The 16,311-nt window shown below is 57.6% G+C and carries 20 protein-coding genes; 5 read left to right on the plus strand and 15 right to left on the minus strand.

The features are described from left to right. Nucleotides 1-65 precede the first annotated feature (65 nt). Nucleotides 66-1,091 carry a hypothetical protein gene (locus ABDK06_RS11415; RefSeq protein WP_394941146.1) on the minus strand — a complete coding sequence of 342 codons (1,026 nt, stop codon included), beginning with the start codon at nucleotides 1,089-1,091 and terminating at the stop codon, nucleotides 66-68. A 128-nt stretch (nucleotides 1,092-1,219) separates the two neighbouring features. Then, nucleotides 1,220-2,170, minus strand: a complete 951-nt coding sequence (locus tag ABDK06_RS11420) for a hypothetical protein (RefSeq protein WP_394941147.1) — start codon at nucleotides 2,168-2,170, stop codon at nucleotides 1,220-1,222. A gap of 179 nt (nucleotides 2,171-2,349) precedes the next feature. Here ABDK06_RS11420 and ABDK06_RS11425 point away from each other — a divergent pair, with 179 nt between their 5' ends. Beyond that, on the plus strand, nucleotides 2,350-2,775 hold the full coding sequence (locus tag ABDK06_RS11425) for a hypothetical protein (protein WP_394941148.1): 426 nt from the start codon (nucleotides 2,350-2,352) through the stop codon (nucleotides 2,773-2,775). Between the two features lie 208 nt (nucleotides 2,776-2,983). Here ABDK06_RS11425 and ABDK06_RS11435 read toward each other — a convergent pair whose 3' ends face one another. The 3 genes from ABDK06_RS11435 to ABDK06_RS11445 form a co-directional block, all read right to left on the minus strand. Next, entirely contained in the window at nucleotides 2,984-3,340 is a 357-nt protein-coding gene (locus ABDK06_RS11435) for a hypothetical protein (protein WP_394941149.1), read from the minus strand. Further along, nucleotides 3,337-3,588, minus strand: a complete 252-nt coding sequence (locus ABDK06_RS11440; RefSeq protein WP_394941150.1) for a hypothetical protein — start codon at nucleotides 3,586-3,588, stop codon at nucleotides 3,337-3,339. Before ABDK06_RS11440 ends, ABDK06_RS11435 begins: the two co-directional genes overlap by 4 nt. Before the next feature lie 230 nt (nucleotides 3,589-3,818). After that, complete coding sequence (locus ABDK06_RS11445; RefSeq protein ID WP_394941151.1) at nucleotides 3,819-4,346, minus strand: hypothetical protein; 528 nt, start codon at nucleotides 4,344-4,346, stop codon at nucleotides 3,819-3,821. 211 nt (nucleotides 4,347-4,557) lie between these two features. Here ABDK06_RS11445 and ABDK06_RS11450 point away from each other — a divergent pair, with 211 nt between their 5' ends. From ABDK06_RS11450 to ABDK06_RS11460, 3 genes are all read left to right on the plus strand, one after another. After that, nucleotides 4,558-5,016 (plus strand): XRE family transcriptional regulator, encoded by a 459-nt coding sequence (locus tag ABDK06_RS11450; protein WP_394941152.1) that lies wholly within the window; start codon nucleotides 4,558-4,560, stop codon nucleotides 5,014-5,016. 3 nt (nucleotides 5,017-5,019) lie between these two features. Further along, nucleotides 5,020-5,922, plus strand: coding sequence for an alpha/beta hydrolase fold domain-containing protein (locus ABDK06_RS11455; RefSeq protein ID WP_394941153.1), 903 nt, complete (start codon nucleotides 5,020-5,022; stop codon nucleotides 5,920-5,922). Nucleotides 5,923-6,456: 534 nt separating this feature from the next. Then, entirely contained in the window at nucleotides 6,457-7,539 is a 1,083-nt protein-coding gene (locus ABDK06_RS11460) for a hypothetical protein (protein WP_394941154.1), read from the plus strand. 273 nt (nucleotides 7,540-7,812) lie between these two features. Here ABDK06_RS11460 and ABDK06_RS11465 read toward each other — a convergent pair whose 3' ends face one another. Continuing rightward, a complete protein-coding gene (locus ABDK06_RS11465) occupies nucleotides 7,813-8,343 on the minus strand; it encodes a hypothetical protein (protein ID WP_394941155.1) in 531 nt (176 codons plus the stop codon). 119 nt (nucleotides 8,344-8,462) lie between these two features. On the opposite strand from ABDK06_RS11465, the gene ABDK06_RS11470 reads away from it, so the two are divergent. After that, on the plus strand, nucleotides 8,463-8,783 hold the full coding sequence (locus ABDK06_RS11470; RefSeq protein ID WP_394941156.1) for a hypothetical protein: 321 nt from the start codon (nucleotides 8,463-8,465) through the stop codon (nucleotides 8,781-8,783). A 6-nt stretch (nucleotides 8,784-8,789) separates the two neighbouring features. Here the strand turns inward: ABDK06_RS11470 and ABDK06_RS11475 are convergent, their stop codons facing one another. The 9 genes from ABDK06_RS11475 to ABDK06_RS11515 all read right to left on the minus strand — a co-directional run bounded on the left by ABDK06_RS11475 (nucleotide 8,790) and on the right by ABDK06_RS11515 (nucleotide 16,243). Further along, the gene (locus ABDK06_RS11475; RefSeq protein ID WP_394941157.1) at nucleotides 8,790-9,368 is read right to left on the minus strand and encodes a hypothetical protein; all 579 of its coding nucleotides are present in this window, start codon (nucleotides 9,366-9,368) and stop codon (nucleotides 8,790-8,792) included. Beyond that, nucleotides 9,334-9,738: a hypothetical protein gene (locus ABDK06_RS11480; RefSeq protein ID WP_394941158.1), complete on the minus strand. Its 405-nt coding sequence runs from the start codon at nucleotides 9,736-9,738 to the stop codon at nucleotides 9,334-9,336. The genes ABDK06_RS11475 and ABDK06_RS11480 overlap by 35 nt, the downstream gene beginning before the upstream one ends. A 156-nt stretch (nucleotides 9,739-9,894) precedes the next feature. Further along, nucleotides 9,895-10,509 (minus strand): DUF1281 family ferredoxin-like fold protein, encoded by a 615-nt coding sequence (locus tag ABDK06_RS11485; RefSeq protein ID WP_394941159.1) that lies wholly within the window; start codon nucleotides 10,507-10,509, stop codon nucleotides 9,895-9,897. Nucleotides 10,510-10,926: 417 nt separating this feature from the next. Beyond that, entirely contained in the window at nucleotides 10,927-11,355 is a 429-nt protein-coding gene (locus ABDK06_RS11490; protein ID WP_394941160.1) for a hypothetical protein, read from the minus strand. 33 nt (nucleotides 11,356-11,388) lie between these two features. Further along, entirely contained in the window at nucleotides 11,389-11,967 is a 579-nt protein-coding gene (locus ABDK06_RS11495) for a DUF3846 domain-containing protein (protein WP_394941161.1), read from the minus strand. Between the two features lie 373 nt (nucleotides 11,968-12,340). Next, nucleotides 12,341-13,054, minus strand: coding sequence for a hypothetical protein (locus ABDK06_RS11500; protein ID WP_394941162.1), 714 nt, complete (start codon nucleotides 13,052-13,054; stop codon nucleotides 12,341-12,343). A 9-nt stretch (nucleotides 13,055-13,063) separates the two neighbouring features. Next, nucleotides 13,064-13,552: a hypothetical protein gene (locus ABDK06_RS11505; protein ID WP_394941163.1), complete on the minus strand. Its 489-nt coding sequence runs from the start codon at nucleotides 13,550-13,552 to the stop codon at nucleotides 13,064-13,066. Nucleotides 13,553-13,892: 340 nt separating this feature from the next. Next, the gene (locus ABDK06_RS11510) at nucleotides 13,893-14,333 is read right to left on the minus strand and encodes a hypothetical protein (protein WP_394941164.1); all 441 of its coding nucleotides are present in this window, start codon (nucleotides 14,331-14,333) and stop codon (nucleotides 13,893-13,895) included. 158 nt (nucleotides 14,334-14,491) lie between these two features. After that, a complete protein-coding gene (locus ABDK06_RS11515) occupies nucleotides 14,492-16,243 on the minus strand; it encodes an SNF2-related protein (protein WP_394941165.1) in 1,752 nt (583 codons plus the stop codon). Nucleotides 16,244-16,311 lie beyond the last annotated feature (68 nt).

Raw genomic sequence — 16,311 nt, forward strand, 5'->3', positions numbered from 1 at the left:
GCGAGAATGCGAATGGAAAGCAAAGGTAGTGCGGTTTTCGAGAATCTGTGAGGCAGGAAGAAGCGTCACTTCGCGTGTTGGCTGGCGACCATCGCTGCGGCGCGGTCGAGCAGGAAGGGACGGCTGTTCCGGCGCTCATTGTGTTTAGGGCGATGGGGTAGTTCTTCGACAGCAGCCTGGTAGAGCAGCCAGGCGCGATCATTCTGCGAATAACCGATCTGTCCAGAGAACTGGATGAGCGGGGGGAGCATCTCGCGGTACAGCGTGCCGAGAACGGAGAACTCCCATCGCGAATAGTCTCCGTGGAAATCGTCGAGTGTTTTGAGGCGGCTCTGGGCCCTGAGCCGGGCCTTGGCGACGATGGTGCCGGCGTGCGGGATCTCAGGGATCTCAACTGAGGTGCGAACGGCGGCCGCCTCGGCACTGGCCTTCGCCTTTTCCGCCACTGAGGCGTAAAGGTCGGCTACCGTCGCGAACTCGGGTTCGACCACGGCGGTGCTTCGCGCATGTTTGAGGACGTTGGTCGCGACCGGGTGACGCGTGAACGTGCACCAATGGTCGATCAGGATTTCGTACCAGCCGTGTTCTTCCTGGAGTTTCCGCTTGCCGACTCCGATCGGGAAGGCGTTGAAGTTGGCGGGCAATGGCGCGACGAGGTGGTAACCCAACCCGGACATAGACTCCTCGGTATAGAGGATTTCTGGCAAGGCAAGCAGCTGCTGCACGATTTCCTGTGGACACGTCTTCTCGATGTCTATGACGAAGAGGCCGTTGGTCGCAGCGCGTAGGTAGAACGCGCAGTTCGCCGCTGCCGGAAGTCGTGTGCTGAGTTCCGGCAGCGTGAGGAGGCACCGTTCGTCGATCGCCCATGCGCCACGAAGCGGTCCGACGTGGCGGCAGCCGGGGCTGCATCCCTCGAGGAGGTGACGGATGTCGATTGGAGCCTTCCGCGTCGGCTCTATCTCAGGGTCGTCGGAGTGGGGTTCACCTATCTGGCCCGATACTGTCCAGCGGGCTGTCGTGGCCAATGAACAGATCGCAGGGTTGTTATAGAAGTCGGGGAAATACACCCGGGGGTCAGCGATGGTCATCGGTGGCCTTTATGGTCGGGAGCGAGCGGGAAAGAGGATGGCCCCGACCGGAATTCTGTTGCGGGTCGCATGAAGCGCGATGTCTGCGTAGTCAAATGTCCGGTCGGGGTCATGGCGTGGCGCTTATGTCAGGCGCGGTAGGTGATGCCGGCGGGCTGGGCGTCGTGGCTGTCGTTGGCCCAGGGGTTGCCCGGTACGGGTACGCCGATGGCGGAGCCGGCGTCCTTGAGGGTCGCGTTCTCGCTCATCAGACGGGCGATCTGCTCCTCAGTGGTCTCAGCAGGTTGTACAGGAGCCTGTGCGACCGACTGAATCGTGACGGGAGCCGCGGTGGCGACGGGTTGTGCACGAACCTGAACCGGCTGGGTAGTCTGCGCTGGGGTCACAGCGGGAGATGGGAAGGCGAAGCCATTCTCGTCGATCACTGTGCCTGAACCTATATCGGCGACGTTGGTTGTGTCGATGGGTGCTGCCTCGCCGATGGGAGCATTCTGGCCAGCTTGCACGGCCTGCGGCGGAGCGGCGAAGATGATGCCACGGGCAGCAAGCTCGCTGGTGCTGGTGCTGGTGCTGGTGCTGCCGCCGTAGTATTTCACCTCTTCGTTGACGATGACCTGGTCGAGCGAAAGGCCGCGTTTGTTGTAGGTCTTCGGCTTGTAGACGCGTAGCGCGAGCGTGACGTCGAGACCCTGGGTGAGCTCCTGGCCGGAGGTGTCTTGGATGACCTGACCATCTCCGTTCGGGATCGCGATAACTGGGAGGTTCCGACCCTTGGAGTCGATCGAGTAGTTCGCACCGGTTTCGGGCCTCTTCTTGGAGGTGTAGCGGCGCTCGGCGACGAAGCGCTCCTCGAGCGTCGGGTTGGTGGGGTCCTTGTAGATGACCTCGGCAGCAGTGATGGTCGCGGTCGTGTGGGGTACACCAATAGGGTTCATGCCGTTCTGTGCGCGGCGGGCGTCGGAGGCCTGCAGTTCAGCGCCTTCGATGAGGCGGGTGAGGCGGGCGAAGCCCAGTTTGCCACGGACGAGGACGAGAGCCCCCTCGGTGAGCTGCTCGGCGTTAACGGAGTAGTTGGCCATGATGGAGGCCCTTTCTTTTGGAGTGAGTGTCTTACAGGTCTTGAGTGATTGGTTAGTTGAATAGTCTATTTACTCATTATTCTATCAAGTTAGATTCGTATTAGAATAGATGGGTGAAAGGATGCGCAATGGACAGAAGCACCATTGCCGAAAGGAGGCGCACGGCGATGATAGGAGCTATGACTCGGCCGGACCCGACCCTCGCAGAGGTGGACATGGTCGATCAGATAAGGGCCGGGCGTGACCCCGGTGGTGAGGGACGTTCGGGGCAGGCAAATCTGAGTAATGGTCCGGTGCTAGTTGCGGGGCTGATGGCTGCTAGTGGGCTACTTTTCGCTGGTTGGGCTTTTGGTTCGGTGACGCACGATAACGGTGAGCTCCTTCAGGCGCTCGGAAAAGACCGGGTTGGAATCGCAGTTTCGGCAGCCCAGACGCCGAAGAAGGATTCAGTTCAGAACGGCATGATCACCGTCACGCTGTCGGATGTGAATCACAACGGCATCCCGGACGCCTTCGAGGACGGTCTGGTGACAAGAATCGATCCAGCGACGGGCAAACCGATGCCCGCGAAACTGACAGAGACGCCCCCCGCCACCCGAGCCTGAGGTCTACCTGATTAAGGTCAACGACACCCTGGCTGCGGTCTCGGCCCAGAAGGGCGTTCCGATCAACAAGCTGGTCACGGCAAACGGTATCGAAAACCCGAACCTGATTTATGCCGGGGCATCGCTGCTGATTCCTCCGGTGTGATGTCGCTGAAGTCAGCTGCTTATCAAGACCCCCGGCCGAGAATGTCGGGGGTCCTGTGATGTTCTAGGTTTTGGCGGTGAGTCGATCGCGAAGTCCACCCAGGCGCGCAATCTCCGCGCGCATCTCAGTGATGTCATCAGGCGTGTAATCCTGGGGGCGCTGGAGCTTGTACTTGGAGATTAACTCAATCTTGGCGTTGATCAGATCGATTATTGATTTACGGTCAAGTGATCTTGCAATCACGGTGAGCTGTCCCTGAATGACGTCTGCGAATTCGCGCAGACCCTGTTCATGGTCGATGTCGGAGCCGAGCGCCCAGGCGAAAGCCTGCAGCGCGGACTCATCGTCGTGACGGTCGAGAGCATGTGCGTCAACGATTACTTCGGCTGCAAGTTCCGGGATCGACGTTTCCGTTGTCATTGTCCGGCTCCGGCTGGTATCGGTAAAACCCGGAGTGCGAGAGCTGCGACCTGGTCATATGTCTTGGGCATGTCGGCATGAAGGTCTTCACCAAATGTGGCAACCCTGCCGTTCTGCTTGATGCGATTCACCCGGTCACCCTCGTCACGCTGACCAATAGTGTCCCCTCCAACCTTGTAGATGTAGACGGGATGGGCATTGGTCAGATGGGTCGACTCTGTGAACGCCAGATCGAAGGTGCTGGCCATTGAAGCCTCTTTAGGTTGTTCGAATATGTGCTCGTGGCGCTGGGGAATGCGGTTTTTGGCCGGATTCAGAACACGTCATACCTCTTCTCCCCGGGACCGACGTGAGTCGGTCCCCGACCCTTGCAACACCTGCACCACCTGCACGGTCTCTACGAGAACCAGAATGCCCCGCTGGAAGTGGATCTTTGACGGGCGTTCTGGTTAGCGGTTAGCAGATGACGAATATGAGATCAGGCCGCGTCAGCGTTGCCTGAATCGCTTGGCCCAAAGAGGAAGCCTCGGGCCTCACCTCGATTCATCAGATCGGGGAGGTGCGCAAGCAGCACTGCGCGCTGCGTGGCGTGGCGATCAGCGGTGAGATCGTAGGCACGCAGCGTCCGCATGTTGATAACCCAGCCGTACTCACGGTTGATTACGGCTTCGAGATCGGATCCAAGCGTGACGGCCAAGTTGGTGAAATCATGGTCAAACTCGGGTGCAATGTCGAGATGCTCACTGGGTTCGTCGATGTAGAGCATGTCGCCGCGCAGCTGTCGACCACCAGAGTCAAACGCGGTGAGGTAGATCCGATCGGCTCGACTGGTGTTGTCAACGTGCACAGCGGCGATGGAAAAATCGGTGAGGAAGCTCGTCAACTCGAGGCGATCGATCACGCGAGCGCGCATCTCGTGGCACCACATGATTCGTCGCGCTTCATTGAAGCCTTTGAACTCATCTGCAATCGAGTCGCTGTTGACCATCAGCTCAATCCAATCCATAACTAGGTTCAAGTCCAGATCATCAACTGGACCTAATCGTTTCTGTAGACACAATTTAGATCAGTGTAGCATCTACAGACGCGCCCCAAAGTCTGTCTGTACATTTAAACGCGTCTCTAGACGCATATGACTCACTTTCGCGGTACCATAGAGGTGCAATTGCAACTCCTATCGGAGAGGCTGGTGTGAGTTGACCCCATGAGGAATACCTATGAATCCAGAGATTGATCCCGGCCAGCACCGATCAGATGAGTTGCCGCATCTCGCTGAGCGGCTAGATCAGCTATTTAGGACAGTGCCAAAGAGTTTGGAAGACCGCACTTTCCATACTTCGCAATCAGTGGCAAAGGAGCTTCAGGCGCAAGGGATCATGGTGACGGCCAACCACATCAGAGCATTGCGGTCTGGTCGCCGCCGGAATCCGTCGTTTGTACTCCTGGCAGGGTTGGCAGAGTTATTCCATGTCCCGCTTTCATACTTCGCAGATGACACTGCTGCGACAGAGATTCAGGAATCGCTCGAAGTCATCACTGCTATGCGTGACGCCGGGGTCCAGAGACTCCTGACTCGGGCTCATGGGGTGTCGCAAGAGGGTCTGGGTTCTGTGTTGGCAGTTCTTGATCAGATTCGTAAGATCGAAGGAATCGATAAAGAAAAGAAAGAGCAGTAGATCGTGACTTCAGGAAAGATGAGTGTTCTGGGCAAGTTGATGCCCTCGATCATGCGCTGGCGGAAAGCGAACAAGAACTACCTGACGCGCGAGGCTGTCCGGCTTCACTTGGATTATCTGACGCTTCATCCACGATCGGTCGGTGCTCCTAAACGGCATCGGCCTGGAGTCCGTGTATCCGCGGACATGGCTAGCGGATGGCGTGTCTTTACTATCTCTCCTGCTAAGGGTCCGTCCCGAGGTACGATCATGTATCTCCACGGCGGTGGGTGGATTCACGAGGCCACCTCGTATCATTGGAAGTTGATCGAACAGCTGGCGGAAGAGGCATCTTCTACCGTGATCATGCCCGTGTACCCATTGGCACATGAGGGTGGAACCGCAGCAGAAGTTGTTCCTTTCGTTACGAAGCTGTCACAGCAGCACCCGGGACCTCTGACGCTGATGGGAGACTCCGCTGGCGGGTCTATCGCCATGTCAGCCAGCCTTTTACTGAGGGATCAGGGCTCTCCGGCGGCGCTCACAGTGTTAATTTCCGCAGCATTTGACTTGCGGATGACTAACCCTAAGATCGATGCTGTTCAAACTCTGGATCCCTGGCTTGTGAAACGTGGCCAGTTGGAGTTGGTTGAGATGTGGGCCGGAGACGATGTTAATGATCCGGTTCTCAATCCATTCCTCGGAAAGCTACGGGGGCTCTCCAAGCTTCTGGTCTTTAGTGGAACTCATGACATTCTCAATCCGGATACTCAACTTTTTGTCGAAATGGCCCGGGAGGCAGGGGTTGAGGTTGAGTACCATGAGGAGGCTGGCCATATTCACGTCTATCCGCTTCTACCGATTCCCGAGGGTAAGCAGGCGCGGCGTCAGATTGTTCAGGCGATTCTAGCTATTCCTATACCATAGGTAGACACCTGCACCATAAGTAGACAGCTCGGAACTAATGCGGAACATTTGGGAACCACATCTGCGACCGGCGCTGAAAGCTGCCGAGGAACTACTTCCGGCAAGCGGTGAAGTGGCTGATCTTTTGGAGAATCTTTCCCTGAATCGCGGGAGGCCGCTGACACTTCTGACCGAGGATCTGGGTTCAGCCCGGTCCGGATTGTTGATCTCAACTGAAGCTGCAGACTATATCGTAGTGTCCTCTTCGACCTCCCCGGAGAGGACGGCCGCCATTGTCTGTCATGAAGTGGCTCACGCCTTACTGGGGCATGCACATACCGCGGACCTAGCTGATTCCCTCATGGATTCTGGTCTGGTGACCGGACTTGATGAGGATTTGGTGCGATCAGTTGTCGCTGCTCGGGATACTTATGAAAAAGGGTCCGAATCGGATGCCGAGTTGTTGGGGACGCATCTCTCGTTCCTTCTGAGAGAACGCGTTCTTCGAGGCGGACATACGTTCTTTGATGAGCGCTGGCAGTAAGGGGCCTGTTGATGCTCGATAAAGTCAACTGGATCTTCATCGCTTTGGCCGTCGTGTCACTATTTCTTGCCGTCGAAAGGACAGTTCGTCTCAAGGATCAGCGAGAGACTGTAAATCATCAGGCGATGAGTGTCACGCTGCTGACTATAGGGGTCGCAGCCTCGGCCTATGGGACTATGACGTTGACCGCGTCCTTTTACAATTTCGGGTTAGCTATGTGGCACGGTCTGCTGGGTATTCTCATCGGGGCCCTCGAGGTGATTGTCCTGACTTTACGGTTTGAACAGATTCCGCGGCTAACCTTGCGGTTAGCTCTGGTACGTTCAGGGCTGGTCACCCTTGTTTTGTTTGCCACGTGGCCCTTAGGGTTTGCCTGGGCTCCCCCGATCAGCGATCTGACCAAGATCGACCCACTCAATCCGGCGGTGGTGCTCCACATCGCTGTTTTTCATCTCTACATCATCTGGGGTCTATTTCAGTTGCTGAGGTTGTCCTTTTCGCGAGTACCGAGAGAGTTCGGCCGTCGTCCCATCAGTGCAGTTGCCCTGGTGATGGTTGGCTTTGGGTGTGCAGGTTTCATCTGGGTGAACAGCGTCCTCGGGGGTTCCGTATTGATCGGGATTCACCAAAACGTCGCCATTATTCGTGACCCAACAGGCATATTCCTCAGTCTGTGTGTCGGCGGAGCGGCACTACTGGGATTTGGCGAGCGAGCTTGGGCTGCCATCGTCACGAGATATCGACTTTGGCAACTCGGCAAGCTGTGGGAAGTTTCAGGTCATCTGTCATCCTCTGAACTCCAGCTCCGGATGCAGCTACCCGCTTCAGCCCGCATGCAAAGAGCCTACATTGAAATTTCAGATGCCCTGTCAACTTTGCGGGTCGATACGAAACATCAGTTAACTGTCCAAGAAGTGGCCGTGCTCCTCATCCATGGCGAGACCACAGATGATCGTCTTGCTCCAACCATCTCCCAGGCACTGCCGCCAAGATCTACACGGCTTGAAGATCTTCACATGATTCACACCTTGGCGAAGGAATGTCGCAAAGGGAAGAAGCGAGAATTATTTTCTTGGCTTCATGATGATCGTTAAGCCCTTTTTGCTGAGTGAAGCTCGAGGCTCCCGCCTGCCAGAATTAAGCAGAGCACAGCCTGCGTCGGCTAGGCGCTGGTAGATTCCAGCAAGCTTCTGCCCATCACCCAGGGGCACTCTGGTTTGCCAGCTGCAGCCGATGCCCGCGGTCCCGTCAGTACTCTACTGGCCGTAACGTAAGTCTGAGGCCCGCCAGGATGTGCGGCCCGCATGCCATCGACCGTCGCGGCGATCCACCAGTCCGGAACAGGTACGTTCATGATCAGTTCCTGTTCATGTCTCCAACAGGTTGGACAATCTATTGGAAGCCTGGCGGATGCTGGAGGTCTCGGGGTACGTGATTTCAGCGTTTTGGATCTGGACGTTGTTGTTGGTGACCTTGATGCGCCACAGATCCCCAGAGTCTTCGCCAGAGGCCTCGATGATGCCGTTGACGATGTGATCGTGGGTGAAGTGCTGTAGCCGAGGGTCTTCGCTCAAACGTTGCTGCACAAAGTCGCGCGAGTCGGGTCCGAAGAGATCGGTGATGATCCAGTCGAGCCACTCAGCGTGGTTGTAAGTCTTTTCCTCCTCGTCCCAGGTGAGATTGCCATCTTCACCAGCCACCCAATGACACCAGATGCCGGGCTTGCCGCCTTGCGGCTCATTCCCGCTAACATAGAACCCTTCGGGCTGAGTGACAAAGAGCAAACCCTCAGGGCTGGTATGCCGAGTGTTGGCGAAGTCTGCGAGGAAATCGCGTTCGGCTTGGTTGAGTGGTGGAGTCACGTTCAAGGTGCCTGAAAAGTCGGTGCTGTAGCCCATGGTTGGGTTTCCTTCTGGTTGAGCAAAAATGCGGGTGAAGCACGGATGCGTCAGTTGTCGACGTCGTGCGAAGAGACCGGGTTTTGACCGGTCTCGGTGGAGTAGGTGATCGGCTCGTCATGCCTCTTACCTGGGCAGAGGTCGAGACTTGGATAGATCCCGACGTCGAGCCTTTAGGCGTTGCAGCGAACGCAGCGCCCATCGATGTAGATGTGCTGATCGTTCTCGTAGTCGGGGTCGACAGGGTCGTCGACGACGCCAATCCACCGAGGTGCACTTTGCTGTTCTGCGATGGCCCGGTGGTGCTCAGCTCGGCGTTAACCGAAGGCATCGCGCTTTGTGGTGGCGACGCAGCATTTGCAGCTGAGCAGATGATGCTTAGTGTTTCCGCCTCGTTGGTCGCGCTAGGAGCGGGACATGGTTCGATTGCTTTTGCGTAGTGGGCCTTAGGTAGTGACGATGTCGATGTCGACGGCGAAGGTCTTGTTTGGTCCGTACTCGGCGCACATTGCGTTTCCACGAGGTGTACGAGCACACAACTCGCCGCCGTCGTAGGGGTGACTCTGAGCGAGAGAGAGCACTGCACCGACAGTGATCGTCAGCGGCCTGTCACCGATCTTCTTCGCAAAGAAGTTGTCGTGAGCATCGTTACTGAGGATCAGTTGACCTTGGCTTTGGTTGTCGACCGGTCGTTCGCCGATGACTTCGAAGCCAACCAGAGACTTCTTTAGCTCCGTGTCTGCCTCGCCCGGCGGGACAAGATAAGTGCGGATCACATGGTCGTCGTTAGTGCTTTCGGCGACTTTCGCCCAACTGAGCGGGAACGAGATGGACGCAAGCGAGGCCTTGGTCTGATCTGTCGATGGTGGAGCGCAGGCCGTGAGGGTTGCGCCCAGAGACAGGAAAGCCACCGCTGCGATGACGGTGGCTCGTACTTTTTTGTTGAGTGCTTTCACGATGGTCTCTTTCTCTGTCGCCAGGCAGCCGGCGTTATTCGATGTCGAAATATCGACCGGGTGCTTCATCAGTTTGGGGGTTGCCGTCCCAGACCGGAGCGTCGTTGACATTGATGCGGAGCCGGTTAGTGCTGTGGTCGGTGTCGATTTGGACGACGATTGCTTCCGGACCGCCGTCGGCAGCCATGTCGGGATGGGCTGTCCAGATGCCGACCTCGAGATCGCGCTCGTCGTTCACGAGAGTGCTCGGGCGTTGTGCACGGTCGAGTTGAATCGCCTGGTCGACGAGTGCAACGAAACCGTCTTCATAACCGAGCAATCTGCCGTTTATAACCAGCGCGACAGCTTGGATGGCGGCTTCGCCCTCTTCGTGCTGAAAGACGTTCTTGGCGAGAATTTTCGCCGCGGCTTCTTCAGCGAGTTGTGCCGTGTTCTTCATCAGTACTCCTGGTTCGTTTGCCTGTTGCGGAGCGCCTGGCCCTCGTCCCAGTTGCGGACGAAAACAGCGAGTGGGTACAGTGAGAACGCTTACTCTGGCTGATGGGTGGTAGACACTAGTGACCTTCTCTCTGTGGATCTGGCTGCTTTTCTCAAATCAGTCCTCGCCCCACTCAGATTTCAGCTGAGCATAGGACTGGCCGTACTTTAGCTGTGACGCGAATTCGCAGGCGTCGTCGCTGCCAGGAATGAAGCTGGTCTCCTGAATGGTCTCGCCGGCCTTGATCATGTATTGACCGAGGTTATATCCAAGGTTTTCGTCGGCGAAGGAGACTTCGATCAGCACGTCAGAGAATTTCTCGGACAAAGCTTTGACGATAGGGAATGGGTGCGACCAGGCTGTGTCGAAGCGCAACTGCGCGACGTCGTCGTCTACCTGCTCAATGTCAAACTTGTAGCCGTTCCACTTGGTGCCCCAGTTCGCGATGTTCCAGCTGTACCAACAGATGACCCCCTGCTCGTGCGAGTCGCTGCAGCTGCCAGTCTCGATGTTCTCAGGCTGTTGAACGAGCATAGAGAAGTCTATGAATAGTTTGTCCATGTCGAGTGGGCTGTAGACATAAGTGTCGGCTCTTTCGTTTTCGACCAGGAACTGCTTGCGGTCGGCTTCGGCCTCGTCATGGGCGACACTCTCAGCCTCGGTATGGCGGCGGGTCAGGGCGTCGACAATGCCGGCTGGGCCGCTAACCCTAGTGGTTATGTGATTGGGCATAGTGCTCTTCTGCTTTCTAGGTGGGCTCTTGATCTTATCGGGCGCTCCAACCGGCAACTCATTCGTGGGTGTGCTCAGGATAGAATTGCTGGTCGTCCTTCAGGAAGAACCAATTGGACTTTATACGACCACAGGAGTGCCCGCGGGTCTTGGCGTCGCATCTTTCGCACGAACAGTGCTCATCGGACGAGCGATAGCTGTTCCTGTTCTGCTTGGTTTGTTCTAGCATGGCTGTGCTGTACCTTCTCCGTGGTCATCTTATCGGTCCAATACTCAGATGAGAGGGTCGATTCCGGGCAGGCAGAACGGCCGCCGCGGAGTCCCGGACAGCCCTTCTTGAGCGGTCTCGATCTGCTTGTCCAGGTCCCTGTAGGCATCCGCCCCCCAAGCCGCCGACGGCTTTGTACTGCTGCTTGATCAGCTCCTGTTCTTGTCGCCGCAGAAGTCGCAGGACCCGTCATAGGTGAGGTACGTGCTGTGGATACCGGCAGGGTTCTGGGGACATGGGAAGTCGAGGCCGGCAGTATAGTTTTCCCAGGCGAGGACGAAAGTGTCGACTTCACCGTCCCACTCGACGTAGGCGTCGATGAGCGCACTGACGGAGGTTCTGGAGAACAGACGGATGCCGGGTACCGCGTCGGAGCTATGGAGTGCCTCGCGCAGTTGAGCGTGATCCTTGGCGATGCCCTCTTCGATCAACTCACAAATGTCGTGGGCATCGATGTCTGACTCGGCCTGCGCTCGAGTAAAGCCTTCTTCTCCGCGATCGTTGGGTTCCTCCCAGTCGGTGCCGATACCGTAGTGGGAATCGATCACTTCGCGGCCTATCTGTTCAGGGGTCTTCATGGCTGTGGTGCCTTTCTGGGTCGTATGAGTAGCTCAATCGCTCCACTCGAAGGACTGCCCCAGCAAGTGCGCAGGGCCAGAAAGCACAGTGGCGGTCAGGAGCGAGCCAAGGGAGCCGTCAGTACCGTGGCCGTCGCCGGTGTGCTTGAAGACTTCGTCCTGCCACCACTCCTCGAGATCCTTGGTGGAGTTGTCGGCAGGAGGTATAACCCAGACCTCAGTGGTGGATTCATGGCTGCCGCAGTAGGTGTTCTCGATCCGAATGCGGGCGTACGGGCCGAGCAGCTGATCCACGTGGTCGAGCTGGGCATCGGAGAGACCGAGAGTGTAGCCCCGGTCATCAGTACCACCGGTGAGCACGGCGGGGCCGACGAGGATGTCTGTCGGGCCGTATGTCTTGAGATAGAGCCGCTGGGCGCGGGGGTTGTACTGCAGGCCGGTAATTTTTCCTTCCTCGTTCAGCCAGCTGGTGATGTCGAGCTGTAGGTCGATGCACTCGACATAACCCTCTACGAGAGCTTGCAGCTGTGCAAGGGATTTGCTCTCGGGGATCTCCACGATGCGGAGCGGTTGTTCGGTGTCGACGGGGATGTGCAGTGCACGAATGGTCATGGATCAGCCCTCCAGGCTCAGGTCGGTTTTGTGATGGAATGGGTGAGTGATGAATAACCAGTCGCCGAGAGCGGATGTACTCTCGGGGACTGGTACAGTCGTGAAGGTTCGACCCCTGGGCCTCCCCCACTTCACGGGGGCGCTCTGCCAATTGAGCTACGACGGCGAGCCAGCAGAGACTAGTCCATGGCAAAGAACCCGCTCTGCAGGTGACCGGGCGGGCGAAACCCGTACGATCCATGGCGAACCCGGGTCGGCTGCGCCGACCGCTTCAGCCTTGCGTCTGTGTTTTTACCGAAGTCAACGCTGGGTAGTCACGAGCCAGCAGCCATATCGGTGGGCTAGCCGATGATGCTGGCCACAGCCGTGGCGGTTACCGGCTTTCTCTGGTGATGTCGGGTCTGACGCTGTGGCGTTCCATCAGTTCTCGGAGCTCGCCCTCCTCGAGGTCGTGCTTCGCCTCGGTGGAAAGCAGCGCAGCGGCAACAGCTTCAATCGCACCAGCATGGTCTTCGACCAAACAGCGAGCAAGCCTAGTGCCGTCGTCGATGATCTGTGTCGGCGTACGCTGAGCCTGGTCGGTGATGCTGGCAGCGATCGCGGTGCGAAGCAGCGCCGAGTAATCGTCGGTGTACTGGATGCCCTGCTCGATCACGTCCCCGGTGCCCTCAGCGAGTGGTCCTGCAAAGGTCACAGCGATGTGGTCCACGGAAGCAAGAACATCACTGTGGTGCCGCCAAGCGACCCGACCGCCGATCATGCCTTGCGAGACGATCGACGCGCTCAGTACCCTATGTCCGAGTGCGTAGGCAACGACGGCATGTGCCGCTTCATGCTGAGCTCGCTTTTGGTGTCCTTTGTAGATCCTGTCGAGCGATGGGCGCATGGTCGTGACGGTTCGTGCGTCCGGCATGATTAGCCCGAAGATTCCTTTGAAAAACAGTCGGAAGGACAGCAGGATGGCCACTGCGATAACGAGTCCAGGGGCTGTGATTTCTATGCCGTCGAACACTGGGGTGAGCTGGAAACTGAGGAACAACATTCCGATCCCAGCAAAGCTGCGCAGAAGGTTCTGCCAGACTTTCATGAGGTCTCCTTAGTGAGCGCTCGTTGGCAGCGTTCGACAGGGTTTGGCGTGTCGAACAGCGCGGTTGATTCGGTCGCGTTCTACACGATCTTTAGTGAGAGCGCGCTGCAGGCGCTCAATCTGCTCGTTCCGCGATCGGATCGACCTTGTCAGCGAGTCACTCTTGCGACGAAGCGTCTCCTCTTTGCTGTCCCAATAGATCTTTCGCACAGTGGCGATGATTTGTGACTGGTGCATAGTGAGCCAGTCGCCGGGGATGCGAAGCTGCTTGTCGCTAAAGGGTGCTGCGGCACGGATCACGAGCTCGTTGGATCGAGGGTCAGACGACGGGCGGACGACACTGATCTGACGGAACCCGACGAAAGGCTTGAGCCTTTCGGGCAGCGTTTCGTATGGGTATTTCGCCACGACGCGTGAAACGAGACTGACGATCTGCTGCAGATCATCGAAAACGCGCGCGATGTCCGCGGCAGAGGTTTTGGCGAGGCGCGGAGGCATAGTCAGTTCCTTGCTTTCTTCCTGTGGTGATATTGATGGTGAAGCTCAGGACTTTAGTTCGTTCCAGGCAGTCGTCTGGGAAACAACTGCAGAGTCACACCCGGCTCGGCTTTGCCGAGCCTGTGTTTCGGCATTGTGGCCACAAAAAGGCCGCCCCACCGACGCATGGGAAGGTGCGATCGACAGGGTGGAATTCGTTTCCGGGTAGTTCAGCTAATTCCCCGATGTCAGGGCGGCGTCTCGATCAGAAACTCGGCAGTTGTCATGGCGATTCGAGACTAGCGCCGTCTCGTCTGCCACGAGGGTGGCCAGGGCAGCAATGAAGGTTTTGGGAGCATCATCAGGCCGCCCGGTGGCTGGTGGTGGCTGTGTCTCGGTTGACAGGGAGAATCGAGAGAAGGTCGCTAAGCACTTCGGCGACGCTATGAGTGGCATCGTTCAACGCTTCGTCACTGATGTTGTCGGTGGAGTACCAGTCGAATCGCTCAGCCAGGAAAGCCGTGAGCAAGTCGTTCACAGCGAAGAGCGAACCGGTGGCGTGCTGGTCGAGGTCGGCACCGTCATCCTCGCTGATGGTGATCTCCGCGTCGTGGTTGAGGTAGACCGAGCCGTGCTCGGTCTCGACGACGAGGGTGCCGAGGACGATCGCTGACAAATCGATGCCGTCGGTGATGAGCGACAGCCCGCCGTGGTCGCCGACCATACTGATGATTCCGTGTTCGGGATCATCGACGATGCGGGCGAGGTCGGTGAGATGGACAGTGTGCTGGGTGCGAGCCATGATGGTACTCCTGACTTTGGGTTGATGCAGCGTGAGGCTGCGCCTGGATATTTGTTCTGGTGTACCACACGAATCGGCTTTGCCGATTACCTTTAGCGGATCAGGTAAGACGACGGCTGGACTATGGAAACGCAGTCCCGCCGTCGTCGGAGTGAGGCTTACACTTGCATGGTCGTCCAGAGGTCGTTCAGGTCATCGCCGATCTCCTCCATCAAGGCGATCTTGAGGTTCGCCTCGACGTCGACAGCCTGAATGAGTCGATCCTGGGTTAGCTCCTTGGTCTGGAGCGCTACCGGCATCCGCTCGTCCTGCGTACCTTTGGTGATCAGCTGGTAGATCCGCACTGGTTTGGTCTGACCAGTCCGGAAGAGCCTACCGTTCGTCTGCAGGTAGTGCTTCAGCGAGAACGGCAACGTGTACCAGATCATCGTGGAACCGCCGTGCTGCAGATTCAACCCTGCGCCAGCAGAAGCAGGGTGGATCAGCATCACTTGGATTTGCTTGGAGCTCCATCGCTGTTTCATTTCACGGGAACCGTCGAAGATTTCAGCCTTGATGCCAGCCCGGTTGAGCTTGAGCATCAGTTGCTCGCGATCTGACTTGAAGTGGTACGCGACCAGCACAGGGTCTCCCCCGTTGTTGCGGATCAGATACTCGGTCATCTGGACCTTCTCGTCGTGGAGGATCTCGTACTGACCCTTGGTCGACGGATCGTCGGGGTCTGCGGTGTAGAGCGTGCCCGAGGCGAATTGCATAAGTTTGCTCGTGAGCACGGCCTGGTTCTCGGCGATCACAGTCTTGATAAGCTGCGCGTCGGGATCATGGAGGAAGTCCTGGATCTTGCTGGCCTTGAACTTTTCGTAGGCATCCGACAGTGCAGTGCCAGTGAGCGTCGCGAGATGGTCGCGGATCACCTGCGCCTCAGGCTGCGGCGAATGTTGCATCCACTGTTCGTAGGCCAATTCAGCCTTGCGCCGTGCTGCTTCGTTGATGACGTCGATAACCAGCTCCCGCTTGAATGCTTTGTAGGCATCCATCAGGTGCACGGGCAGCTTGACGTGAATGTTCTCGATCGTGAGCGGTGGCAGTACGACCGCAGTGTTCTGAGCGCTCATCACGAGGTGTGAGATCACCCGATGGATCTGCTGCTCGGCACCGGTGTTCGGAAGCCATGCAGCGGGCGTGGTGGTGCCCGGAATCATCTTCGGCGTGAACCACCGACGACGAAACTCGGTGATTGTCTCACCAAGCGCCTGGCCCTGATCGAGCAGATAAATCTGGCTCCACAGGTCCTCAAGGCCGTTTGGAGCAGGGGTTCCGGTGAGCTCGATAAACCTGCTAATCGCCGGACGGACCTTCTTGAGCCCTTTGAAGCGATTCGAGGCGTGCGACTTGAACTCTTGTGATTCGTCGATGATGACTGTCTGGAATGGCCAGATGATCGTGTCGCGGATCTTTCCGTCAGCACCCCTGAGCTTCTGTATGGGCATTTGGTCGACGAGTCCTGTTTGGCAGGCAGTGCAAGTGCGGTCCTTCAACCCGTCGCCGTGGCAGACTTTGCAGCGCTTGTCCGGGGACCTGGCGATCAGCTCCTGATTGATGAAGTACATCGTCGGCGGATCGGTAAAGACCTGCAGGATGCGCTCGCGCCGGGCCTGCTTGTTGAGCTTGCGGTCGCGGTCGTCGACAATCAGCGAACGGGTGCGGATGGTGAAGCCCCGTTCCTCGATCTCGTCGAGCCAGGTGGACCGTGCAATCGCGACAGGAGCGATGACCAAGATATGGCCGAGGGGACGGATGAGCTGGAGCGCGGAGAGTGCCGTGATCGTCTTGCCGGCACCGACACCCAGCCAGACGCCAGAGGCCGGACGGCTTGCAATGAAGTCAATGGCCTGTTGCTGGTGCGGCATCAATGAGAAGGCGAGCGGAGACGGAGTCCCAGCTGGAGTCGCTGGGACTGGGGCTACAGCCGGTCTAG

The sequence above is a fragment of the Psychromicrobium ferritrahens genome (genome assembly GCF_043789415.1).
Classification (GTDB): Bacteria; Actinomycetota; Actinomycetes; order Actinomycetales; family Micrococcaceae; genus Renibacterium.

Excerpts from the sequence above, each read along its gene's own strand:
- ABDK06_RS11490 (WP_394941160.1), bottom strand. The coding sequence starts at position 11,355 with ATGAAGACCCCTGAACAGATAGGCCGCGAAGTGATCGATTCCCACTAC.
- ABDK06_RS11465 (WP_394941155.1), bottom strand. The coding sequence starts at position 8,343 with ATGGGCTACAGCACCGACTTTTCAGGCACCTTGAACGTGACTCCACCA.
- ABDK06_RS11485 (WP_394941159.1), bottom strand. The coding sequence starts at position 10,509 with ATGCCCAATCACATAACCACTAGGGTTAGCGGCCCAGCCGGCATTGTC.
- ABDK06_RS11425 (WP_394941148.1), top strand. The coding sequence starts at position 2,350 with ATGACTCGGCCGGACCCGACCCTCGCAGAGGTGGACATGGTCGATCAG.
- ABDK06_RS11500 (WP_394941162.1), bottom strand. The coding sequence starts at position 13,054 with ATGAAAGTCTGGCAGAACCTTCTGCGCAGCTTTGCTGGGATCGGAATG.
- ABDK06_RS11470 (WP_394941156.1), top strand. The coding sequence starts at position 8,463 with ATGCCTCTTACCTGGGCAGAGGTCGAGACTTGGATAGATCCCGACGTC.
- ABDK06_RS11445 (WP_394941151.1), bottom strand. The coding sequence starts at position 4,346 with ATGGATTGGATTGAGCTGATGGTCAACAGCGACTCGATTGCAGATGAG.
- ABDK06_RS11435 (WP_394941149.1), bottom strand. The coding sequence starts at position 3,340 with ATGACAACGGAAACGTCGATCCCGGAACTTGCAGCCGAAGTAATCGTT.
- ABDK06_RS11515 (WP_394941165.1), bottom strand. The coding sequence starts at position 16,243 with ATGCCGCACCAGCAACAGGCCATTGACTTCATTGCAAGCCGTCCGGCC.
- ABDK06_RS11450 (WP_394941152.1), top strand. The coding sequence starts at position 4,558 with ATGAATCCAGAGATTGATCCCGGCCAGCACCGATCAGATGAGTTGCCG.
- ABDK06_RS11475 (WP_394941157.1), bottom strand. The coding sequence starts at position 9,368 with ATGAAGCACCCGGTCGATATTTCGACATCGAATAACGCCGGCTGCCTG.
- ABDK06_RS11420 (WP_394941147.1), bottom strand. The coding sequence starts at position 2,170 with ATGGCCAACTACTCCGTTAACGCCGAGCAGCTCACCGAGGGGGCTCTC.
- ABDK06_RS11505 (WP_394941163.1), bottom strand. The coding sequence starts at position 13,552 with ATGCCTCCGCGCCTCGCCAAAACCTCTGCCGCGGACATCGCGCGCGTT.
- ABDK06_RS11480 (WP_394941158.1), bottom strand. The coding sequence starts at position 9,738 with ATGAAGAACACGGCACAACTCGCTGAAGAAGCCGCGGCGAAAATTCTC.
- ABDK06_RS11510 (WP_394941164.1), bottom strand. The coding sequence starts at position 14,333 with ATGGCTCGCACCCAGCACACTGTCCATCTCACCGACCTCGCCCGCATC.
- ABDK06_RS11460 (WP_394941154.1), top strand. The coding sequence starts at position 6,457 with ATGCTCGATAAAGTCAACTGGATCTTCATCGCTTTGGCCGTCGTGTCA.
- ABDK06_RS11415 (WP_394941146.1), bottom strand. The coding sequence starts at position 1,091 with ATGACCATCGCTGACCCCCGGGTGTATTTCCCCGACTTCTATAACAAC.
- ABDK06_RS11495 (WP_394941161.1), bottom strand. The coding sequence starts at position 11,967 with ATGACCATTCGTGCACTGCACATCCCCGTCGACACCGAACAACCGCTC.
- ABDK06_RS11440 (WP_394941150.1), bottom strand. The coding sequence starts at position 3,588 with ATGGCCAGCACCTTCGATCTGGCGTTCACAGAGTCGACCCATCTGACC.